This is a genomic window from Streptomyces sp. YIM 130001, from assembly GCF_003574445.1.
In the GTDB taxonomy this organism is placed as follows: domain Bacteria; phylum Actinomycetota; class Actinomycetes; order Streptomycetales; family Streptomycetaceae; genus Streptomyces.
The window spans coordinates 184,277-205,189 of the sequence record NZ_KZ984563.1; the positions used below are offsets into that span (position 1 = coordinate 184,277).

General features: G+C 72.5%; 21 protein-coding genes. 8 read left to right on the forward strand and 13 right to left on the reverse strand.

All coding sequences use genetic code 11. The annotated features are described in order from the left end of the window. Positions 1-63 precede the first annotated feature (63 nt). The 4 genes from DSC45_RS26490 to DSC45_RS26505 all read right to left on the reverse strand — a co-directional run bounded on the left by DSC45_RS26490 (position 64) and on the right by DSC45_RS26505 (position 5,742). Positions 64-1,863, reverse strand: a complete 1,800-nt coding sequence (locus DSC45_RS26490) for a vWA domain-containing protein (RefSeq protein ID WP_119294456.1) — start codon at positions 1,861-1,863, stop codon at positions 64-66. After that, the gene (locus tag DSC45_RS26495) at positions 1,860-2,921 is read right to left on the reverse strand and encodes an ATP-binding protein (protein ID WP_119294457.1); all 1,062 of its coding nucleotides are present in this window, start codon (positions 2,919-2,921) and stop codon (positions 1,860-1,862) included. The genes DSC45_RS26490 and DSC45_RS26495 overlap by 4 nt, the downstream gene beginning before the upstream one ends. A gap of 139 nt (positions 2,922-3,060) precedes the next feature. After that, the gene (locus tag DSC45_RS26500) at positions 3,061-5,166 is read right to left on the reverse strand and encodes a phage holin family protein (RefSeq protein WP_119294458.1); all 2,106 of its coding nucleotides are present in this window, start codon (positions 5,164-5,166) and stop codon (positions 3,061-3,063) included. Positions 5,167-5,337: 171 nt separating this feature from the next. Further along, complete coding sequence (locus DSC45_RS26505; protein ID WP_119294459.1) at positions 5,338-5,742, reverse strand: hypothetical protein; 405 nt, start codon at positions 5,740-5,742, stop codon at positions 5,338-5,340. Between the two features lie 147 nt (positions 5,743-5,889). Between DSC45_RS26505 and DSC45_RS26510 the strand changes: the two genes are divergently transcribed. Further along, positions 5,890-6,663, forward strand: coding sequence for an MBL fold metallo-hydrolase (locus DSC45_RS26510; protein ID WP_119294460.1), 774 nt, complete (start codon positions 5,890-5,892; stop codon positions 6,661-6,663). After that, a complete protein-coding gene (locus DSC45_RS26515) occupies positions 6,663-7,265 on the forward strand; it encodes a DedA family protein (RefSeq protein ID WP_119294461.1) in 603 nt (200 codons plus the stop codon). Before DSC45_RS26510 ends, DSC45_RS26515 begins: the two co-directional genes overlap by 1 nt. A gap of 15 nt (positions 7,266-7,280) precedes the next feature. Here DSC45_RS26515 and DSC45_RS26520 read toward each other — a convergent pair whose 3' ends face one another. The 5 genes from DSC45_RS26520 to DSC45_RS26540 form a co-directional block, all read right to left on the reverse strand. Beyond that, positions 7,281-8,324 carry an MBL fold metallo-hydrolase gene (locus DSC45_RS26520; RefSeq protein ID WP_119294462.1) on the reverse strand — a complete coding sequence of 348 codons (1,044 nt, stop codon included), beginning with the start codon at positions 8,322-8,324 and terminating at the stop codon, positions 7,281-7,283. Further along, positions 8,321-9,571: an aminotransferase class I/II-fold pyridoxal phosphate-dependent enzyme gene (locus DSC45_RS26525; protein WP_119294463.1), complete on the reverse strand. Its 1,251-nt coding sequence runs from the start codon at positions 9,569-9,571 to the stop codon at positions 8,321-8,323. The genes DSC45_RS26520 and DSC45_RS26525 overlap by 4 nt, the downstream gene beginning before the upstream one ends. A 308-nt stretch (positions 9,572-9,879) precedes the next feature. Continuing rightward, complete coding sequence (locus tag DSC45_RS26530; protein WP_119294464.1) at positions 9,880-10,458, reverse strand: hypothetical protein; 579 nt, start codon at positions 10,456-10,458, stop codon at positions 9,880-9,882. Between the two features lie 239 nt (positions 10,459-10,697). Then, positions 10,698-11,273 carry a TIGR03086 family metal-binding protein gene (locus DSC45_RS26535; RefSeq protein ID WP_119294465.1) on the reverse strand — a complete coding sequence of 192 codons (576 nt, stop codon included), beginning with the start codon at positions 11,271-11,273 and terminating at the stop codon, positions 10,698-10,700. A gap of 5 nt (positions 11,274-11,278) precedes the next feature. Next, positions 11,279-11,503: a DUF6158 family protein gene (locus tag DSC45_RS26540; protein ID WP_119294466.1), complete on the reverse strand. Its 225-nt coding sequence runs from the start codon at positions 11,501-11,503 to the stop codon at positions 11,279-11,281. A gap of 159 nt (positions 11,504-11,662) precedes the next feature. On the opposite strand from DSC45_RS26540, the gene DSC45_RS26545 reads away from it, so the two are divergent. From DSC45_RS26545 to DSC45_RS26560, 4 genes are all read left to right on the forward strand, one after another. Continuing rightward, positions 11,663-12,478 carry a PTS sugar transporter subunit IIAB gene (locus DSC45_RS26545; RefSeq protein ID WP_119294467.1) on the forward strand — a complete coding sequence of 272 codons (816 nt, stop codon included), beginning with the start codon at positions 11,663-11,665 and terminating at the stop codon, positions 12,476-12,478. 17 nt (positions 12,479-12,495) lie between these two features. Beyond that, on the forward strand, positions 12,496-14,067 hold the full coding sequence (locus tag DSC45_RS26550) for a PTS ascorbate transporter subunit IIC (RefSeq protein WP_119294468.1): 1,572 nt from the start codon (positions 12,496-12,498) through the stop codon (positions 14,065-14,067). Between the two features lie 60 nt (positions 14,068-14,127). Beyond that, entirely contained in the window at positions 14,128-14,727 is a 600-nt protein-coding gene (locus tag DSC45_RS26555) for a sugar O-acetyltransferase (protein ID WP_240434863.1), read from the forward strand. 81 nt (positions 14,728-14,808) lie between these two features. After that, positions 14,809-15,363, forward strand: a complete 555-nt coding sequence (locus DSC45_RS26560; RefSeq protein ID WP_119294469.1) for a TetR/AcrR family transcriptional regulator — start codon at positions 14,809-14,811, stop codon at positions 15,361-15,363. A 21-nt stretch (positions 15,364-15,384) separates the two neighbouring features. Here the strand turns inward: DSC45_RS26560 and DSC45_RS26565 are convergent, their stop codons facing one another. Further along, the gene (locus DSC45_RS26565) at positions 15,385-17,004 is read right to left on the reverse strand and encodes an ABC-F family ATP-binding cassette domain-containing protein (protein ID WP_119294470.1); all 1,620 of its coding nucleotides are present in this window, start codon (positions 17,002-17,004) and stop codon (positions 15,385-15,387) included. Between the two features lie 189 nt (positions 17,005-17,193). On the opposite strand from DSC45_RS26565, the gene DSC45_RS26570 reads away from it, so the two are divergent. Continuing rightward, complete coding sequence (locus DSC45_RS26570) at positions 17,194-18,003, forward strand: class I SAM-dependent methyltransferase (protein ID WP_119294471.1); 810 nt, start codon at positions 17,194-17,196, stop codon at positions 18,001-18,003. Between the two features lie 10 nt (positions 18,004-18,013). On the opposite strand, the gene DSC45_RS26575 is transcribed toward DSC45_RS26570, so the two are convergent. The 3 genes from DSC45_RS26575 to DSC45_RS26585 are packed head-to-tail and all read right to left on the reverse strand — an operon-like array spanning position 18,014 to position 19,770. Next, complete coding sequence (locus DSC45_RS26575) at positions 18,014-18,523, reverse strand: GNAT family N-acetyltransferase (protein WP_119294472.1); 510 nt, start codon at positions 18,521-18,523, stop codon at positions 18,014-18,016. A gap of 57 nt (positions 18,524-18,580) precedes the next feature. Continuing rightward, entirely contained in the window at positions 18,581-19,021 is a 441-nt protein-coding gene (locus tag DSC45_RS26580) for a pyridoxamine 5'-phosphate oxidase family protein (protein WP_162929354.1), read from the reverse strand. Between the two features lie 38 nt (positions 19,022-19,059). After that, complete coding sequence (locus DSC45_RS26585; protein ID WP_119294473.1) at positions 19,060-19,770, reverse strand: TetR/AcrR family transcriptional regulator; 711 nt, start codon at positions 19,768-19,770, stop codon at positions 19,060-19,062. A gap of 145 nt (positions 19,771-19,915) precedes the next feature. Here DSC45_RS26585 and DSC45_RS26590 point away from each other — a divergent pair, with 145 nt between their 5' ends. Then, positions 19,916-20,848, forward strand: coding sequence for a patatin-like phospholipase family protein (locus DSC45_RS26590; RefSeq protein WP_119294474.1), 933 nt, complete (start codon positions 19,916-19,918; stop codon positions 20,846-20,848). Positions 20,849-20,913: the final 65 nt, after the last annotated feature.

A 20,913-nucleotide genomic window follows, 5' to 3' on the forward strand; every position in this document is an offset into this window, starting at 1 on the left:
GGCGTCGGAACACCGGGCCCCGGAGCAAGCTGCGTTACGTACTCCATCCGACCACATCCGGCGTCAGCTCACATGGAACACCGGTCCCCGTGCGGTGAACGGCAGCCGTCCGCCACGCGGCAGCAGGTACGCGTGCTCCCTGCGGACCCGCAGGGTGTCGCAGTCCCCGTCCGTGATCACCAGGACGGGCGCACCGGGCGGGAAGTCGTCGGCCCGCAGCAACAGGTCGATGCCCGGTTGCAGCTCCGTGCCGCCGCGCCCCCGCACCCGTACGCGGTCGGCGATGCCGGTGACCGGCAGATAGCCCGCGTCGTGCGGTGCGGCGTCGCAGAACACCACCCGGGCGGCCGGGACGTCCCGGGCCGTGGCGTACGAGGCGATGGCGCCGAGGCCCTTGCCGAGCAGGGTCCGGTCCATGGATGCGGAGGTGTCGAGCACGACGCCGAAGGTGCAGCGCTGGATCTCCTCGGGCGGGAAGTACCGGCCGGCCCGCGGGATGTCCGGGGTCGCGGCCTGCCTGCGCGCGGGGCGGGCGAAGCTGCGCACCGGTTCGGGGCTCGGCACGAACTCGTCGAACCAGCGGGCGAGTTGGGCGTCCCAGGGCAGCGGGGGCTGGGTCAGGGCGCGGATCTCCTGCACCAGGCCGGCCGGCAGCGTGCCGCGTTCGCCCTGGCGGTGCAGGTCGAAGCCCTGGGTGAGGCCGCGGCGGTAGAAGGTGTCGAGGTCGACGTACTCCCCCGCCGGGCGCAGCGGTCCGCCGAGGATGTCGCCCGCGCCCTTGCCGCGCAGGGTGGCCAGGCGGCGCATACGGCGCAGGTCGCCGGCGATCCGGTCGTAGACCTCCTCGGCGGACAGGCCGGCGAGCGCCGGGTCGTGCAGCAGACCTGCGGGCATGTCTCCGACGTGCATCTCGACCAGCCAGCCGTTGATGACGTAGTCGGCCGCGACGTTGTACAGGTACGGGTCTCGGGCGCCGCAGCGGTCGCCGTGCCGCAGGGCGGCGTGCAGCATCTCGTGGGCGAGGACGAAGCGCCATTCCTCGGCGGTGAGATTGGCGTGCGGGTTGATGTAGATCTCGCCCGCGCCGGCGTCGACGGCTGCGACGGCGATGTCGTGGGCGCGGGCGAGTTCGGGGTCGGCGACCAGTTTCATGCCGGACGCGATACCGCCGAGCAGCGGGTACGAGGAGACGAACCAGTTGAGGGCGTGCCCCCAGGGCCGGCGCGGGGCCGCCTCCGCTCCGATGGACTCGCGCAGTCCGCCTGCCACGTCCATGGCCTGCGACATGGTGCGGGTCAGGGAGTGGGCGAAGGCCAGCTGCCAGTCCTTCGGCTTGTCGAACGCCCCCCAGGGGATGAGCAGTTGGTCCTCCTCGCCGCCCCCGGTTCCGCAGTGCTCGTACTCGGGCGGGATGCCGTCGCGCCGCCAGCGCGCCGCGAGCTCCTCCTCGTCGCCGCCCGGGTATTCGGCGGGCAGGTCGTCCGGCGGCCGGCCCACCGGGAAGGTGAGCAGGAAGCGGTTGACGACGGCGCAGCGTGCGGCGAGCTCGAAGCGGTCGGGCTGTACGCGCTCGCCGCGCGCGGCCGGCACGTGACCGAAGCCGAGGTGGATCACGCAGTGCGCCAACGCCCAGGCCCATTCGGACGGTTCGACGCGACGGGTGCGGTGCACGTGCACGGTGCCGCCGGAGTCGACGCGGGCGAGGCCGTGCATGGGTGCCTGCTTGCACTCCTTCTCCCGGCAGAAGGTGGCGCCGACAGCCGCGAGCGCCGGATTGCGGCGGAGCTTGTCGAGCCCGGCGAGGAACGCCTCGGCCGCCGGGTCGGGCCGGGCAGCGGCGCGGCGGCCACGGGTACGGCTCACCGGCGGGCCTCGACGAGGCGCGGCAGGTCGCGGGCGGCCTCCACCAGGAACCAGGCGGGCAGCACCGGCTGTCCGTCGGCGTCGTCCGCGATGACGGTCTGCGCGACCTCGACGGAGATCTCGGCCAGCTGCACGAGCAGCGACTTGGCCCGGAACGCGGTCTGCCGTCCGGCGGTGGAGACATGTTCCTTGGAGACGGGCAGCTCCTTGACCAGGCGGCCGCGGAACGCGTCGGCCAGGTAGTACAGCAGGTCCCGGTCCTCCAGGCCCCGCGGCCAGGAGGCGTCGCCCTTGATGATCGCCTCGATGCCGTAGGCGTGCCGCACGATCTTGGCGTAGCCGCAGAAGGAGACCGCGTGCGCGGGCGTGAGCGTGCCGTACGCGATGATCTTCAGGGTGTCCTCGTCGAGTGCGGGCCCGAAGGAGTGCAGGGCGTCCGACAGCATGTGCCAGGAACGCGGCGTGGAGAACGGCTCCTCGGTGCGCGGCGGCTTGGACCACAGGTGGTCGGGCCGGTCGATGAGGTAGTCGGTGATCCAGGGGTGGATGCCGTTGCCCGCGGCCCAGGTCAGCCAGTCGGTGGCGGAGGCCTCGAGGTGGATGTGGGTGAGGCGGTTGATCAGGGCGGAGGCGATGGGGCGCGCCAAGGCGTTGTCGGTGGCGCGGTTGCCTGCGCCGATCACCAGGGAGCCCTCGGGGAGTTCGTAGCCGCCGATCCTGCGGTCGAGGATCAGCGAGTAGAAGGCCTTCTGGACGTCGGGCGTCGCCGCGTTCAGTTCGTCGAGGAAGAGGCAGTACGGCTCGTCCCGGGCGATGGCCTCGGGCGGGCAGAACACCGAGCGCCCGTCCCGGATCTGCGGCACACCGATGAGGTCCTCGGGCGCGAGCTGCGTACCGAGCAGGCTCACGCACTCGAGCCCGAGCGACTCCGCGAACGCCCGCACCAGCGACGACTTGCCGATCCCGGGCGCTCCCCAGATGAACACCGGTCGCACAGTGGCGAGCCCGAGCAAGAGCTCGGGCACCCGGGCGGGAGTGACGGACACGGCAGCCTGCACGGTGGAAGCCTCCTGGTGGTCGGGAGGTTCAGTGTGAGCGCACCGGGGCCCACGACGCAGCCGATTTTCCGCGGGGCGCACGCCTGCAGCCCGTCGGACGTTCGGGACAAGGCCCGCCAGAGCCCGGCCGGGGCCACCCCTACCCGGCCCGAGGAGCCTCACGAAGGCCAGAATCCCCCACGGGGCCCGGATCGAGGGGCAGCAGAGGCACTTGGGGCCCCGCCCCCTCCCGCAACCACCGCCGCAACACCCCGTGAACCTGCTCCGCCCCCACCAACTCGCCACCACCCGGCACCGGTTCGGACAGACCGGGAGGCGCGAGCAGGAACGCCCGCGACTGTTCGCCACCGAGTCCGCCGTGCGACCCGATCTGCTCCTCGAAGGCGAGTACCTCGCCATCGGCCGGATCGTACGCAGAGTTGACCATGATGTCCGCGACGTGCGGGAAGCGGTGCGTGCGGAGCACCGAGGCGGCGGCGCCGGGCCCGAAGGGCGCCAGTGGACCCGGCGCGGCGGACGGATCGTCCGCCAGGTCGTCGAGCCGGACCTCCGCGCCGCTCGCGCCGAGCACGAGCGGGCCGTGCTCCTCGCTGTTCACCAGCAGGAAGCCGATGCCCGGATGGTTGGCCAGGGTGGTGAGCAGGGCGGGGTTCCTGCGGTCGATCTCCTCCCTGCTCAGCCGGTGGGAGACGTCAGGGAAGGAGACGAGACCGAGGTTTCCGGAGGCGAGGACGACCGGTTCGGCGCGGCGGCTCGGCCGGTGCTCGTCGCCGCCCTCCTCGACGGGCCGGTGCAGCGCCGCACGGACCGCGGAACGCGCCTCGGCGCCGCTGTGCGTACGGTTCGCGCGGCGCGGCACGGGCAACCCGCACCCGGCCCGCACCAGGTCGCCGAGACTGAGCCCGTACCGTGCGCGGAACGTTTCGCCGGGGCTCTGCCCGTGGTCGGAGAGCAGCACGATCCGGTAGTCGCGCGGTGCGTGCTCGGCGACCCGGCTGATCATGGCGAGGGAACGGTCGAGGCGCCGCAGCACCAGCTCCGCGTCACGGCTGCGCGGCCCGGAGTGGTGGGCCACTTCGTCGTAGGCGACGAGGTCGGCGTAGACGGCGCTGCGTCCGGCCAGCATGTCGCCGAGCACCGCGGCCACCACCACGTCCCGCTCGACGACGGTCGCGAAGGCCCTGATGAACGGGTAGAGACCGCCGCGGCCGACCCGCGGCCGGTCCCGGCGCAGCCGCGCCCGTACGGACTGACCGATCTCGCGGCCGACCTCGGCGACGAACGACAGGGCGGTCCGTACGGCGTTGGCCGGATCGGCGAAGTACGCGAAGTAGCCGGCCCTCGACCGGTTCGCCCGGCCGCGCCGCGCGGCGATCGACAGGACGAGCGCCAACTGGTCCGCTCCCCCGCTGAACAGGTTGCCGCGGCTGGCCCCGTCGAGCGTCAGGAGTCCGCCGTCGCCGGTGCGGGCCACGGCACGCCGCTGCAGTTCGGCGGCGCTCGCGGGCCGGTTGCAGACCATCACGACGCCGGTGTCCTTCTCGTACCAGCGGAAGGCGGGGATGTCGTGGTTGGTGCCGTGCAGGATGGCCAGCTGGCTTGCGCCGGTCTGGCTGGACCAGTCGGTGCGCCATGGGGTGAGGCGGTGCCCGGACTCCATGAGGGCGGCCACCGTCGGCAGCAGGCCGTTGTCCGCGGCGTGCCGCAGCATGTCGTGCCCGACGCCGTCGAGCTGCAGGAAGACCGTTCCGGGTGGCTGCGGGCCGGCCGTCGCGTCGAGGCGACGGCGGCGCCGGTCGGCCAGGCGGTAGATACGGCGCCGGTACGCGTCGTCGTCACGTACCGCGAGGGCGGTGGAGGTGGCGGAGGCGACGGCGGACATCACGGCGGCCACCACGACGGCGGTCTCCGGGTTGGCCGAGCCGCGGCCGTCGGGAATCAGGCGCAGGGCCACCAGGAGAAGCGAGCCGTTGAGGAAGAAGACGAGGAGGCCGAGGACGAGGGCCGGCACCAGCAGCAGCGCGCGGACGAGGAGCGGCCACACCAGCGCCCCGAGGAGGCCGAAGGCTCCGGCCCCGAGCGCCGCGGTGATGCCGATCCGGGTGGCGGTGTCGCCGTCGGCGGACTGCAGCCGGAAGTCGGGCAGGATCCCCGCGAGGGAGAGCATCGTCACGGTGCTCACGGCCCAGACGGCGACGATGCGCCACAGGGCCTTGCCGATCGCCCGCCACTGCCGCCGGACCACTGTCACCTCACGTTCCGGGCCCTGCCTGCGGGCCCCCGGCCCAGCGTGTCATACGGGTGGGCACGGATCGTACGGGACGACCCAGGGCGGCCGGTATCGTCCGCAACCGGCCGGATTCGGGCAGCCGGGCACGGGGCTCACGGCGTTCTGCGGAACGGCGGAGATCCCGTCCTACGTGCCGTCGTAACCGGCTGTGGGCATGGAGAGACGGCGGTGCAGGCGGGCCTTGGCGGTGGCGTCGTACTCGGGCTCGTCCAGACCGGTCGTCTCCAGGCGCAGCCCGCGCCGGGCGCATTCGGCGGCGAAGGCGTCCGGCGAGTCCAGAGCACGGTCGAGGACGCGGCGGCTGGGGGCCACGAACAGGTCGACCCGGCCCGCGTCGGCGTCCTTCCAGAGACTGCGGTGGTCGAAGGGCAGTGCGTGGGTCAGCAGCTCCGCGGTGATCACGTAGCCGCGCTTCTCGGCCCAGCTTGCGCACTGGGCGTGCTGGGCACGGGAGTCCACCAGGAACGGCTCCTCGTCCAGCTTCTCCAGCGGCGTCAGGCCGGCGATGGCCGCCACCCGGAGCTGGGTCATGCGGTCGTGTCCCCTCGTCGTGCGGCCCCGTCGGTTCGAGTCCCGCCCTGTCTCTCGTCCGCGGCCCGGGCCCGGGCGTACCGGTCCCTCAGCGGCAGACCCTACTCCGCCCCGTAGTCTCGTAGGGAGAGCGATGGGAGGCCGTGGGTGCCGGTGGAGATCACGTGGTGGGGCCATGCCAGCTGCACGGTCGAGGACTCGGGCACCCGGCTGCTCACCGATCCGCTCTTCGTCCGGCGGCTGGCGCATCTGCGCAGGCGCCGGGGTGCCGTGCCGCCGCCCGAGGCGGCAGCCGCGGACGTGGCCCTGGTCTCGCATCTGCACGCGGACCATCTGCATCCGCCGTCGCTCGCCCAGCTCGCCCCGGGCACCACGGTGCTTGTTCCGCGCGGTGCGCCCGGGCTGGTGCCGGGACTGCGCCGGCTCACCGGGCTGCGGATCGTCGAGGTCGAGCCGGGCGACGAAGTGCCGGCCGGCAACGTGCGGATTCGCGTGGTGCACGCCCGGCACGACGGCCGGCGGTTGCCCGTGGGGCCGCACCGGGCGCCCGCGCTCGGCTTCGTGGTGAGCGGCGAGGCCCGTACCTATTTCGCGGGTGACACCGGCCTCTTCGACGAGATGGCGGAGACGGTGGGTGAGGTGGACGTGGCGCTGCTGCCCGTCGGCGGCTGGGGCCCCTACCTCGGTCACGGACACCTGGACGCCGGCCGGGCCGCGGAGGCGCTGGCCCGAATCGGTCCGCGCAGTGCGGTGCCCGTGCACTACGGCACGTACTGGCCGATCGGCATGGACGCGGTGCGACCGTACGAGTTCCACACACCGGGCCAGGAGTTCGTGCGGCAGGCGGCCCTGCGGACGCCGGAGGTCGCGGTGCACCTGCTCGAGCACGGCGAGAGTGTGCGACCGGAGGTCGCTCGGTGATGCTCTCGGCGGTGACGGTGCTGCCGGAGTCGACGCAGCAGGCCGTGGGCTACCCCTCGTTGTTCCTGCTCGTCGCGGTCGGCGCGCTGGTTCCGGTGGTGCCGACGGGTGCGGTGGTCAGTTCGGCGGCCGTGGTGGCGCTGCATCAGACCTCGCCGGTCTCGCTGCTCGGGGTCTTCCTGGTCGCGGCTTTCGCCGCCTTCCTCGGTGACACGGGGCTGTACTGGCTGGGCCGGCGCGGAATGCGCTCGCGGAACGGTTCCAAGTGGCTGCAGGCGCTGCGCGAGCGCGCCCCGGAGGACCGGCTCGAGCAGGCGCAGCGCAAGCTGCGCGAGCACGGCGTGACGGTCCTGGTGCTCTCCCGACTCGTTCCGGCGGGCCGTATCCCCGTGATGCTGGCCTGTCTGATCGCCCAGTGGCCGCTGCGGCGCTTCGCCCGCGGGAACGTGCCGGCCTGTCTGGCCTGGGCCGCGACGTACCAGCTGATCGGGATCCTGGGCGGTTCGCTGTTCGCCGAGCCGTGGGAGGGGCTGCTCGCGGCGGTGGTCCTGACCGTCGTGATCAGCGCGGCTCCGGCCCTGTGGCGCAAGGTGCGTGCCTGAGCCGGGCGGGATGCGTCAGGCGTCGAGGACGCGTGAGGCGCCGATCGGCAGGTCCCAGAGGTCGTGGCGCGCGCGGCCGGACCGCAGCCAGGCGGCCCGTACGCGGCGGAGCGGATCGAGTACCGGCTCGGCGGACAGCAGGAACGTGGCCCAGTGCATCGGCGCCATCCGGTGCGCACCGAGGTCGTCGACCGCCCGCACCGCTTCCTCCGGATCGCAGTGCACGTCGCGCAGCCACCAGCGCGGGTCGTAGGCCCCGATCGGCATCAGGGCGAGATCGATCCCGGGGTGGCGGCTGCCGATCTCGCCCATCCAGTGCCCGTATCCGGTGTCCCCGGCGAAGTACACGCGACGTCGGCCGGCGGTCAGCATCCAGCCGCCCCACAGGCTGCGGCAGGTGTCGGTGAGGCTTCGCTTGGACCAGTGGTGGGCGGGGACGAACTCGATCGTGACGCCCCGGAGTTCGGCCGCCTCCCACCAGTCGAGTTCGGTCACGCAGCTGAACCGACGACGGCGGAACCAGCGGCCGAGTCCGGCGGGAACGAAGAGCGGCGTGGAGCGCGGCAGGCGTTTCAGGGTCGGGGCGTCCAGGTGGTCGTAGTGGTTGTGGCTGATCACCACGGCGTCGACCGGGGGCAGCGCGTGCCAGGCGACGCCGGGCGGGGTGACGCGTGGCGGGGTGCCGAGGATGCGGCGGGACCAGACCGGGTCGGTGAGGACCGTGAGTCCGCCGATCCGCAGCACCCAACTGGCGTGCCCGACCCAGGTGGCGGCGATGGTGCGGACGTCCGCGGCGGGCAGGGGGCCAGGCTCGAACGGCAGGTCGGGGATCTGCTTCCTGGCCCCGGGTCCGGGCCGCACCGCGCCCTCGCGGGCGAACCGGGCGACGGCCTTGATGCCGGGCAGCGGCGCGGTGAGCCGGTCCGCGAAACTGCGTGGCCAGGCGCGCCGGCCACCGAGCGGCCGAAGACGCGGCGCTGCCTCGGACGGCGCACCGGTCGAGAGGGCGGGGCCGGTCCGCCCGCACTGGTGTGCCGTCGGGTCCGACTGCCGGGTCATCGAGGCGGCCCCCCTCGTGCGCGGTCGGCCCGTAGGTCGCCGAGGACGGTTGCGACCAGTCTCAACGCCTCGGCCACGTAAGGAAGTTCCAGAGGGTCCGCGGCGTCGAGCGCGGCCAGGCGTTCCTCGCCGGTGGCGCCGAGGAACGGTCCGGTGGACAACCGCACGCGCAGCGCCCCGAGTTCGTCGCCGAAACGGTGACCACCGGGGGTGGGCATGCCGAGACGTTCGGTGAGGTGGTCCTCGAGTTCCATCGCGTCGGTGACTCCGCGCGCGGCGAGCGACGCACTCAACTGGCCCATTTCCACGTAGAGATGACGGCCCGTCTGCGGGGGCCTCGACATGGCTCCCGCCGCGAGAACGGCCTGGTGTACGGCGTCGGCGACGCGGGCGTGCAGGCGGACTGCGGCGGTGAGGCGTTCGGAGATTCCGGTGGGCTCGCCGAGCGCGTGGGCGGCCGCGGCGGCGACGGGTGCGGCGACGAAGGCGCCCAGCGCGGTGAGGACGTCGAGTGTGCGGGAGCGCAGCACGGCACCGTCCGCGGTCGCCGGGAAGCGGGCGGCGCCGGCGGGCCAGTCGGCGGGCAGATACCCGCCGGAGAGTCCGCTGAGCACGGTGACGTCGTGCGGGTGCATCTCGGCCGGGCTGATCAGGACGGTCTCCTGCGGGCGGTGCACCGTGTCGCGCCAGGTCTCGTCGGACACCACGTGGAGGCCCTCGCCGAGCGCGGCCTCCAGGGCGTCGTGCAAAACCTCGGGCGGTGGCACGGTGGCGGTCGGATCGTCCGCGACGGACAGCACGACCAGGCGTGGATCACCGCCTTCGGAACGCACTCGTCGCACGGTCTCCAAAAGGGCGTACGGGTCGGGAACTCCCCCGCACTCGGCGGGGGTCGGTACGGAATAGGCCTGTCTGCCGAGGAGGCGGACCTGCGGCGCCCACCAGGCGGGGCACGGTCGCGGCAGCAGTACGTCCCCGCCGACCGCCGCCGCGAGCGCGAGCAGCAGCGGCTGCGGGCCGGGGGCTGCCACCACGGTTTCACGCGCTGTCGGCAGCCCTCTGCGCCCCCAGTAACCGCACGCCGCATCGAGCAACACCCGCCCACCGCCCGGTGGTTCGGTGTCACCCCGGCCGGCCGCGGCAGCGAGTACAGCGGCCAGCTCGCCCAAGACGGGCAGTCCCGGTTCCGGCCCGATCGACGCATAGCGCACGGGTCCGTGGCCCGTGGGGGCGATACGTCCACGCATCCGAACCTCCGGGGTCTCAGACCTGCACAGCTGTCAAGCCCGTCCGGCACACATACCCGGCCCGCCCTGAGGTCCGGTCCCTCGGCGGAAGTCCGGGGAGCCCGAGGACGAGGCCCGCCCGGCCGATGCGGTGACAGCCGGCTCAGGCGAGCGGCGAACCGGACGAGCGACCACAAGGTCCGATACTCATCCAGCCCGCCCGGCAAACCTCGAGGCCGCCCTCGGGGTCCCCCGACGAAGCCCGCAGGACCTTGCGGACCTAGGGCACGTCCGGGAGGTCCCGCACCTGGACACCCCGACCCGACGGGTCACCGAGCGCCGCCCCCGCGCCGCCGCAACACGACGCACGTGGCCCCGATCGCGCACGCGACCAGCACCCCGCCGATGATCACCGTGGTCCCCGAATCCGTGAAGCTCCCGCCCACACCTCCGCGCACGGCGGGCTGGGTCGGAGTCGGGGACGCCGACTGCGAGCCGCTGTTCCCGCCCGCAACCGAGAAGCTCGCGTTCCACTGCCCGCCACCGGGGCAGTTTCCGTCCACGCTCCAGGTGGACCGCGTCCCCGTGGCGTTCGGCCCGGTGCTGGTGAACTTGTCGGCCGAAGCGATCTTCGCGGTGCCCCGGTACGCCGGCCCCGCCACACCGGTGTTGACCCCCGGGACGCGCGAGAGCTGTACGGAGCCGAGCTCGAAGGCCTGCGAGTTGGCTGTGATGGTGTCGGGCGCCGGGCTGGTCGGCGCGTCGCAGGACACCGAGACGGTGACGGTGCCGCCCGGCGGGACGGTGCCGGGCGTGACCTGTGCGGTGTCCGCGAGGGCCGTGGGGGCGGCGGCCAACACGGCCGCTGACGCGAGTGCGGTGGTGGCGAGAGCGCGAGCGATGCGCATGGGACGGGCTCCTTCGGTGGCGTGCGGGCGCAGGAATCCGCGCCACGACGCCATACAAACCCGGCATTTCACCCCGCGCGCGGGGCGGGGAACCATTCGCGCTACGCCCACCCCCGCTCGGGTGACGGCCGGGGCGCGCACGCAGTCTCCGGGCGCCGCTCGCCGAGGCCCTGCGGCGCAGAACGCCGGAGGCCGATCCGGCCGCGTCGTCAGGCCGCGCCGGACCGCGCCGGACCGCGTCAGACCCGTCGGCCGAGCTGGGCGAGCAGTTTCGTCTGCTCGTCCGCGCCCGCCGGAGGCTTCACGGGCGGGCCGAAGACCCCGCTCGCGGCGAGCTCGGACGCGTACGGGGCAACCTCGCGGACCGCGTGGGCGACCAGTTCGTCCGGCAGCTGTTCGTCCGCCCCGATCCCGCGCGACAGGTCCCAGCTGTGCACCACCAGGTCGGTCACCATCTGGGCGCAGTAGTCGGCGCAGGGCGTATCGCCGTAGGAGAGGTTCACGGTGCGGTCCAGTGCGCCCGGTTCGCGGAACGCCTCGCGCGCCGCCTGCGCCGCGGTGTCGAAGGCGGTCGCCGGATCTCCGCCGACCACGTCTGCGTCGAAGACGTCACCCACCTCCGCCATCGTGGCGCCGTCGCGGACCAGCGGCGGTACCCAGAGCTGTTCCGCGGTGAGGTGCTGGACGAGGTCGCGGACCGACCATTCGGTGCAGGGCGTCGACGCGCCCCACTGGTCTTCGCCGACCCGGTGCACCCGGTCGGCGAAGAGGTCGAGTGCCGCGGCGTGCAGGCCGAGGAGTTCGTCGTGTGCCATGCCCTTCACTCTCCTCTCGCGCGGGCGCCGTCGCGCGTCCGGCCGTTGGCCACGGGACGGCGCGGATAGCGACGCAGATACTCGCCCTCCAGATCCGACATCCGTACGTTGTGGGCGCGCAGCGCGTCGTCCGAACCGTGCAGCAGGGTGTCGTGGCGGGTGCGGTGGATCGTCTCCAGCTCCTTGAGGAGTTGCTGTGTGTCCAGGCTCTTCGGGTCGACTCCGCTCATGGCTGGCCCTTCCCACGTCGTTCGTATCCGTTCCGCAGGTACCCGGGAACGCGGCGCGTACCCAGGACAACGGGGTGCCGTCCAGGCGCCAGTGGACACCCCCAGCCTCGCTCCTCCCCCACCGGGCCGCACCTCGCGTCCTGTGCGAGGATCCCGCCCATGGCACAGCTGACTGAGCTACTCCCCACCGAGGCGATACGTCTGGACGTCCGGGCCGGGGACTGGCGCGACGCGGTCCGCGCCGCGGGCGGCCTGATGGAGGACACCGGCGCCTGCACCCCGGAGTACACCGCGGAGATGATCCGCAACGTCGAGGAGAACGGCCCGTACATCGTGGTGGCCCCGGGCTTCGCCTTCGCCCACGCCAGACCGTCCCCCGCGGTACTGCGCACCGGGATGTCCTGGGTGCGCCTCGCCGAACCGGTGGAGTTCGGGCACGAGTCGAACGATCCGGTCGATCTGGTGGTCGCCCTCGCGGCCCAGGACTCCGCGGCGCACACCTCCGCGATGGGCGCACTGGCCCGGCTGCTCGGCGACCCCACTAAGTCCGAGGCGCTGCGCACCGCGGCCACCCCGGAGGCCGTGCGGGCCGTACTCCTGGAGCAGGAGGGCGCGCGGCCCGCCGACGAGCCGCAGGACGCCGCCCCGGCCGCGCCGGCGGCGAAGGCGCCCGCGTCCGCCACGCACGGCATGCACAAGATCCTGACCGTCTGCGGCAACGGCGTGGGCACCAGCCTCTTCCTCAAGAACACCCTCGAGCAGGTCCTGGACCGCTGGGGCTGGTCGAAGTACGTGACGGTCGAGGCGACGGACACCATCTCGGCCAAGGGCAAGGCGTCCGAGGCGGTCGCGATCCTGACCTCGCGGGAGATCGCCCGCACCCTCGGCGACGTGGGCGTCCCGGTCAAGGTCGTCACGGACTTCACCAGCACCACCGAGACGGACGCGGTACTCAGGGACACCTACGACGTGTAGGACGGGTTGGAGAGACGATGGACTGGCTGGTGACCTTCGCGAAGTTTCTCGTCAACGAGATCCTGAGCGAGCCCGCGTACCTGATCGGCCTGATCACCGCGGTGGGCCTGATCGCCCTGCGCAAGTCGGCGGGTCAGGTCATCGGCGGCGCGATCAAGGCGACGCTCGGCTTCCTGCTGATCGGCGCGGGCTCGGGGATCGTCGTCGAGTCGCTCGCACCGCTCGGCGAGATGATCCAGGGTGCCACCGGCGCCCACGGCGTGATCCCCACCAACGAGGCGATCGTGGGCATCGCCCAGGCCGAGTACGGCTCCCGGGTGGCCTGGCTGATGATCGTCGGCTTCGCCGTGAGCCTGCTGCTCGCGCGGTTCACGCCTCTGCGCTACGTGTTCCTGACCGGCCATCACATGCTTTTCATGGCCACGCTGTTGACGATGGTGCTGGCCACCGCGGGGCAGTCGTCGGTGGTCGTAGTGCTGGTCGGCGGCGTGCTGCTCGGCATCATGCTGGTCGCCATGCCGGCCTTCGCGCACCCGTGGACCAAGCGTGTCACCGGCAACAACACCGTGGCCATCGGCCACTTCGGCACCGCCGGCTACATCACGGCAGGCGCGGCAGGGCAGTTGGTCGGCAAGCGCAGCAAGTCGACCGAGGAGATGAACCTGCCGGAGGGGTTGCGTTTCCTGCGCGACTCCATGGTGGCGACCGCCCTGTCGATGCTGCTGATCTACCTGATCATGGCCGTGCTGTTCGTCATCAAGGTCGGCGAGGACGCGGCGTTCAAGGCCTTCGCGGTCGACGGCGGTACAGCGGCCACGGACCTCGGCAACTACCTGATGCAGTCGGTGATGCAGGGTCTGCAGTTCGGCATCGCGGTGGCGGTGATCCTCTTCGGTGTCCGTACGATCCTCGGCGAACTGGTGCCCGCCTTCCAGGGCATCGCGCGCAAGGTGGTGCCGGGTGCGGTGCCGTCCCTGGACGCGCCGATCGTCTTCCCGTACGCACAGAACGCGGTACTCATCGGCTTCATCTGCAGCTTCATCGGCGGGCTCATCAGTCTCGGCCTGCTGACCTGGATCTTCGAGCCGGCCTTCGGGCTCGCGCTGGTACTGCCCGGGCTTGTACCGCACTTCTTCACCGGTGGTGCGGCCGGGGTCTACGGCAACGCGACGGGCGGCCGCCGGGGTGCGGCGGTGGGTGCGTTCCTCAACGGTGTGCTGATCACGTTCCTGCCCGCGCTGCTCCTGAAGGTGCTCGGTGCCTTCGGCGACGAGAACACCACCTTCGGCGACGCGGACTTCGGCTGGTTCGGCATCCTGGTCGGCAATGCGGCGAAGGCCGGCGAGGTGGGCGCCGTGCTGCTGATGCTGCTCGTCGGCGCGGTCGTGCTCGCCGGCGCGATCGTGATGCAGAAGCGGGTCGTCGACACCGGCTGGGACCCGGGCGCGCGCCGGGACGCGGTCATGCCCCGTGAGGAGCCGGCGGACGCCCGGGGCCCGGCCGATGTCGAGGACGGCCCGCGTACGTACCGCAAGGTGGCGCCGCCCGCCGGGGCACCCGCCCCGCCCCCGCCGCCGGACCAGGGCTGAACAGGTCGGCAATCACATCAAACGTACGGTCGTACACCTGCCGACGGTAGGCTCGTCCGCGTGACCGACTACTTCGCCGGAGACGCCCGCACCAACCACGAGCGCATGCTCGCCGGAGATCTCTACATCGCCGACGACCCGGACATCGCCCGGCAGGCACAGCGTGCGGTGCGGTTGAGCGCCGAGTTCCAGCAGGCGTTCACGCAGGACCCGGACGGCGCCCGGCCGATCCTCGCGGAGCTGCTCGGCGAGCTCGGCGAGGGCGCCGTCGTCAGACCGCCGCTCCACGTCGACTACGGCACGTACATCACCGTCGGCGCAGGTACGTTCGTCAACTCCTCACTCACCGCGCTCGATGTCGCGCCGATCAGGATCGGGCGCGACTGCCAGATCGGGCCGAACGTCCAACTCCTCACTCCCACCCACCCGTTGGACCCGCAGCAGCGCAGGGACAAGCTGGAGGCCGCGCTGCCGATCACGATCGGTGACAATGTGTGGCTGGGCGGCGGAGCCATCGTCCTCCCCGGTGTGACCATCGGCGACGACAGCGTCATCGGGGCGGGGTCCGTCGTCACCAAGGACGTTCCGGCCGGTGTGGTGGCGGTGGGCAGTCCCGCGCGCGTGATCCGCTCGGTGGGGCCGCCGTCCACCCCTGCGTGACGACGCGGGGACACCTACCGAGACGTGTCGGGATCGGCTGAGAGATTCATCGAGAGACACGTCGAGAGACCTGGAGGACGCATGGCGACCGGACGCGTGGACCCCGACCGGCGGGAGCGGATCATCGAGGCGGCACTCGACCTGATCGCCGACGAGGGCGTGGCCGGCACCTCGCACCGCAAGGTGGCCGCCCGTGCGGGCGTACCCCTCGGCTCGATGACGTACCACTTCCAGAGCATGGACGAGCTGCTGCGGGAGGCGTTCTCCCGCTTCGCGGGCACCATCGCCGCACGCTTCGACGAACGCCTCGGTGCGGCGCGCGACCTGCCCGAGGCCCGCGAGGCGGTGGTCGGCCTCATCCATCCCGGGACCAGCGAGAGCCGCCGCGAACTGGTGCTCACCCACGAGCTGTACACACTCGCCGCACGCCGGCCGGCGTTCCGCGAGCTGACCCGGGAGTGGATGAGCCGCAGCCGGCAGGCGCTCGGGCTGCACTTCGACCCCATGACGGCACGTCAACTCGACGGTCTCATCGAGGGCTTGCAGATCCACCGTGCCCTCGACACCGAGCCGCACGACCGCGCCCTCACGGTGGACGCGATCAACCGGCTCACGTCGGCAGGCACCGGCGACTGACCGCCGAGCGCCTGCTACGCCTCACCGCTCCCGCACGACTCTGCGTTCGTCCCACACCGGACCGTCGGACTCCCGGACCCGCCCATCGCTGCCGAACACCAGATACCGGTCGAAGGAGCGGGCGAACCAGCGGTCGTGCGTCACCGCAAGCACCGTGCCCTGGAAGGCTTCCAGCCCTTCCTGCAGCGCCTCGGCCGACTCCAGGTCGAGGTTGTCCGTGGGCTCGTCGAGGAGCAGCGCCGTACAGCCCGCCAGCTCGAGCAGCAGGATCTGGAAGCGCGCCTGCTGGCCGCCGGAGAGGCGGTCGAAACGCTGCTCGGCCTGCCCGGTGAGCTCGTAGCGCCGCAGCCGGGACATCGCGGCGCCACGGTCCTGAGCGTGCTCGCGCCACAGGATGTCGAGCAGGGTGCGGCCGAACAGTTCGGGGTGGGCGTGGGTCTGTGCGAAGTGACCGGGCACCACCCGCGCGCCGAGCTTCCAGTCGCCGGTGTGTCCGACCTCGTCGCCCGCGAGGAGGCGCAGGAAGTGGGACTTCCCCGAGCCGTTGGACCCGAGGACCGCGACCCGCTCGCCGTAGAAGACCTCCAGGTCGAAGGGTTTCATCAGGCCGGTGAGCTCGAGTTGCCTGCAGGTGACCGCGCGCACGCCGGTGCGGCCGCCGTGCAGTCGCATGGTGATCTCCTGCTTTCGCGGCGGCTCCGGCGGCGGGCCGGCCTCCTCGAACTTCCTGAGCCTGGTCTTCGCCGCCTGATAGCGAGACGCCATCTCGTCGCTGCGCTTGGCGTACTGCTGCATGTCGAGGACCAGCTTCTTGAGCTGTGCGTGCTTCTCGTCCCAGCGCCGCCGCAGCTCCTCGAAGCGGTCGAACCGCTCCTGTCGCGCCTCGTGGTACGTCGCGAAGCCGCCGCCGTGCACCCAGACATCGGATCCGGCCGGGCTGGGCTCCACGCTGACGATCTTCTCCGCCACCCGCGCCAGGAGCTCCCGGTCGTGCGAGACGAACAGGACCGTCTTGCGGCTCTCCCGCAGCCGTTCCTCGAGCCAGCGCTTCCCGGGCACATCCAGGTAGTTGTCCGGTTCGTCGAGCAGCAGCACCTCGTCCGTGCCGCGCAGCAGCGACTCCAGGACCAGCCGCTTCTGTTCACCACCGCTGAGGGTGCGCACCTCGCGCCACTGGGCCTTCTCGTACGGCACACCGAGGGCGGCCATGGTGCACATGTCCCAGAGCGTCTCCGCCTCGTACCCCCGGACCTCGGCCCAATCGGCAAGCGCCTGGGCGTACTTGAGCTGGGCGGACTCGTCGTCGACCGTCATGATCAGGTGCTCGGCGGCGTCGACGGCCTCGGCGGCCTGCCGGATACGGGGCGGCGCCACCGAGACGAGCAGGTCCCGCACCGTGCTCTCGTCCCGCACGGAACCGACGAACTGAGGCATCACGCCGAGCCCGCCGCCGACGGTCACCGTGCCGCCGTGCGGCTGCAGGTCACCCGCGATCAGCCGCAGGAGGGTCGTCTTGCCCGCGCCGTTCGGCCCGACCAGGGCGACCACCGCGCCTTCACCCACCCGGAACGAGATGTCGCCGAGCAGCGGCCTCCCGTCCGGCAGGTAGTACTCGAGGTGCGCGGCTTCCAGATGTCCCATGGTTACGCATTGTCAAGGGCGGCCGCGAGCGGGGCAAACCAATTCCCCGCGGGCCCGCACCGGGACCCCGCCCACCACCGGTTGACCACATATTAAGATTCGTATCTCACAATGCGAGTATCCGGCGTACGGTTCGTCGCACGACCGGGCCATGGTGGTCCGGCGGACCAACGATCGACGGAGACCGCCATGCCTCAGGAGACCGCCGAGTACACACACGGGCACCACGAGTCGGTACTGCGCTCCCACACCTGGCGCACCGCGGACAACTCCGCGGCGTACCTGCTCGCCGAACTGCGGCCCGACGCCACGGTTCTCGACGTCGGCTGCGGTCCCGGCACGATCACCGCGGACCTCGCCGCGCTCGTCCCGGACGGCCACGTCACCGGTGTCGAGTACGCCCCTGACGTCCTCGACCAGGCACGTGCGACAGCGGCGGAGCGAGGCGTCGGGAACGTCACCTTCGGTGCCGCGGACGTCCACCAACTGCCGTATGCGGACGAGTCGTTCGACGTCGTCCATGCCCACCAGGTGCTGCAGCACGTGGGCGACCCGGTGCAGGCGCTTCGGGAGATGCGCCGGGTGGCCCGGCCCGGCGGCCTGGTCGCCGTACGCGATTCGGACTACGCGGCGATGGCCTGGTACCCGAACCCGCCCGGTCTGGACGCCTGGCTCGATCTGTACGAGCGGGTCGCGCGGGCCTCGGGCGGCGAGCCGGACGCCGGGCGACGGCTCAAGTCCTGGGCGGTCGAAGCCGGGTTCACGGACATCACGGCCGGCTCGTCGACCTGGTGCTTCGCCACAGCGGACGAGCGAGCCTGGTGGAGCGGTCTGTGGGCCGACCGCACCCGACTCTCCTCGTACGCCCGGCGCGCGGTGGACGGCGGGCATGCCACGACCGCCGACCTCGACACGATCGCGGAGGCCTGGCGAGCATGGGGAGCGGCGGCGGACGGCTGGTTCTCGGTCCTGCACGGTGAGCTGCTGTGCAGGCGGTGACGGGACTCGGCTAACGCTCCGGCCCGGAGAGATCGAGCGTGAAGGCCACGCGGTCCAGCCCCGGGCCGTCGTAGTCCGGCTTCACGGGCGACACCGTGAAGCCGAGGCGGGCGTGGAAGGCTCTCGACGCGGTGTTCTGCGGGCTGGTGATGCAGTGCACGTACCTGCGGTCGTGCTGCAGGACGAGAGCGAAGAAGGCGCGGTAGAGGGCCCGCCCGATGCCGCGCCCGTGCAGTTCGGGGTCGACGCCCACGAAGTGCACGTAGGCGGCCTCCCGGTCGGACTGCGAGAGAAAGCCGACCAGGAAGGCGGCGATCCGGCCGTCCTCGCGCTCGGCCAGAAAGCTGGTGGCGGTGAAGTGCTGGAAGTAGAGCCGAGGCAGCAGCAGCGCCCGCTCCTGCGCACCCGCGGGACCTTTCAGGCCGCCCCACCATGTGTCGAGTACGCCGAGCACCCGGGGGTGGTCCTCCTCGCGAGGACGCCGCGCCGTCAGGTCTCCGGGAAGGTCGTCGATCAGCATCCGCCGCAGTCTGCCACTGCCCTGTGCGGCTTGCCCGACGACAGGGTCCGCAGTCGGTCACCAGGAGAGGTCGCGCAGCTTCGGCGGGCTCGCGGGTTCCAGGCGGACCATCCGGGTCGCCGGGTCGTCCAGCGCCGCGGTGAACCGCGCCGGCCACCTGCTCCGCGGCCCGAGGTAGCGACCCAACTTCCGTTCGGCCCTTGCCCGTTCCAACGGGACGACCTGCGCCGCCCCCCGGCAGGTGACCGACAGGACGCGGCCCGCGGCGGGCTCACAGACGTCCACGACCAGGGCCACACGGGGAGCGCTCTCGAGGATCCGCCCCAGCCGGGAGTACGAGCCGGTCAGCCACCAGAAGGCTCCCTCCTCCCAGAGGTACCAGACCGGACGTACCGAGGGACCGGCGGCAGCCACCCGGGCGACCAGCGGCTGCGCCAGAAACTCGTGCACGTCCATGCCGGTGTCCCCGCCCTCACTCGTGACTGCGTCCGCGTCCATGTCGGCAGCCTAGAACCGCGACCGGCGGGCGGCTGGGGTCAGGAGCCGGTGCGTCGAGGTGTGGAAGCAGCCGGCGACGTCGCACGATGCGGCCCCAATTCGCCCAAACTCTCGGCGAGTTGGGGTGCCGTGAGCGGTGGGCCCGGGAGGTCCGGGCCGGCGGGAGCCGCGCGGAGGCCGGCGAGGAACAGGGCCAGGGGGCGACGCCAGGAGGTGGGGCCGGCCGCCGCGACCAGGGCGGGGACGGCACGGCCGACGGCCGCGAGGGAGAACAGGACGTCCTCGGTGGTCACGTCGTCGCGCACCGCCCCCTCCGCGCGGCCCCGTGCGAGCAGAGCGTCGAGAGTGGCGGCGTTGTGGACGTGCACCGCTTCGAGGGAATCGATGCCCCGCAGCCGCGTGGTCATCAGATCGTTGGTCCCGCGGTCGCCGGCCAGGACGGTGAACACCGCGTCCAGGTAGCCCGCGAGTCCCGACCACGCGTCCGGGGCCCGGCGCGCCTCCTCCCCCGCCTCCGTCACCCCGGCGAGCGAGTCCTTGAACACCGCGTCGATCAGGGCGGCACGGTCCGGGAAGTGGCGGTAGAGCGTCGCATTGCCCACGCCTGCGCGCCGCGCGATCACATCGAACGGCGCCTCGAGACCCTCCGAACCGAAGACCTCTCGCGCTGCGGCGACCAGCAGGTCCCGGTTGCGCCGGGCATCGCGCCTGCGCGGGGGCACGGCACCCCGTCCGGCCTGCTGTGCCATCGACGTCCTCCTTGACCGGTGCGAGAGCTCGCCGCCCGCCCGCACCCTCGTCGCTTCGACCGCTCCAACCGGGGAGCACTCCCCGGTCGGATGCTATCGTCCTGAAAACGGGGAGCACTCCCCATTTATTTCGGAGGGCGGGCGGATGAGCCACGGGAAGTGGAGCGGCGGGGGCGACGCGTTGCGCCCCGGGGCGAACGAGACGGCCGCGGAGAGCCGATCACCGTCGAGCGACGACAGCTCCGGGACCGCGCTGGTGCTCGGTGGCGGGGGTCCGACGGGGGCGGCCTGGATGGCCGGCGTGCTCGCCGGACTCACGGAAGCGGGCCTCGACCCCGCGGACTCGGACACCGTCATCGGCACCTCGGCCGGCGCTCTCTTCGGCACCCGCCTGCGCGCCGGCGAACCCCCCGCGCAGCTGTACGCCCGGCAGCTCGACGGCACGGACCGGATCGACCTGAACGTCACGGCGGGCCAGACCCTCCGCTTCCTGTTCGCCGCGCTGGCCACCCGGGATTCGGAGCGCTCGGCGCGACGCCTCGGTCGCGCGGCGCTGCGCGCGGACACCGTGACGGAGGCCGAAGTCCTCGACACCGTGGGCCGTTTCCTGCGAGACGTACGGGAATGGCCGTCGGGCCGGCTGCGTCTGACGGCGGTCGACGCACTGACCGGGAAGGTGCGGGCCTTCGACTCCGAGAGCGGGGTCCCGATCGTCACCGCGGTCGCCGCCAGTTGCGCCGTGCCCCTCGTGTGGCCTCCGGTCGCCGCGGACAGCCGGCGCTGGCAGGACGGCGGCACCCGCTCGACCGCTCACCTCGGGCTCGCCCGCGGCCACCGCGACGCCCTGGTGGTGGCGCCGATCCCGGCCGCCCCTGGCCCGCACCCGGACGTTCACCGGGAGGCCGCCGCGCTCCGCGCCTCCGGAACCGCGGTCGGCCTGATCACCCCGGACAAGGACTCGCGCCGGGCCATGGGCCGGAACCTGACCGATTACCGCCGCCAGTCCGAGGCCGCCCGCACGGGACACCGCCAAGCCACGGCTGCCGTGCCCGGGCTGCGGGACGTCCTGCGGATCTGAGTCGGCAGATCCTCCCGCCCGGGGGTGCAGGCCCCAGGCCTGCCGCCTGCACCCCCGACCCACAA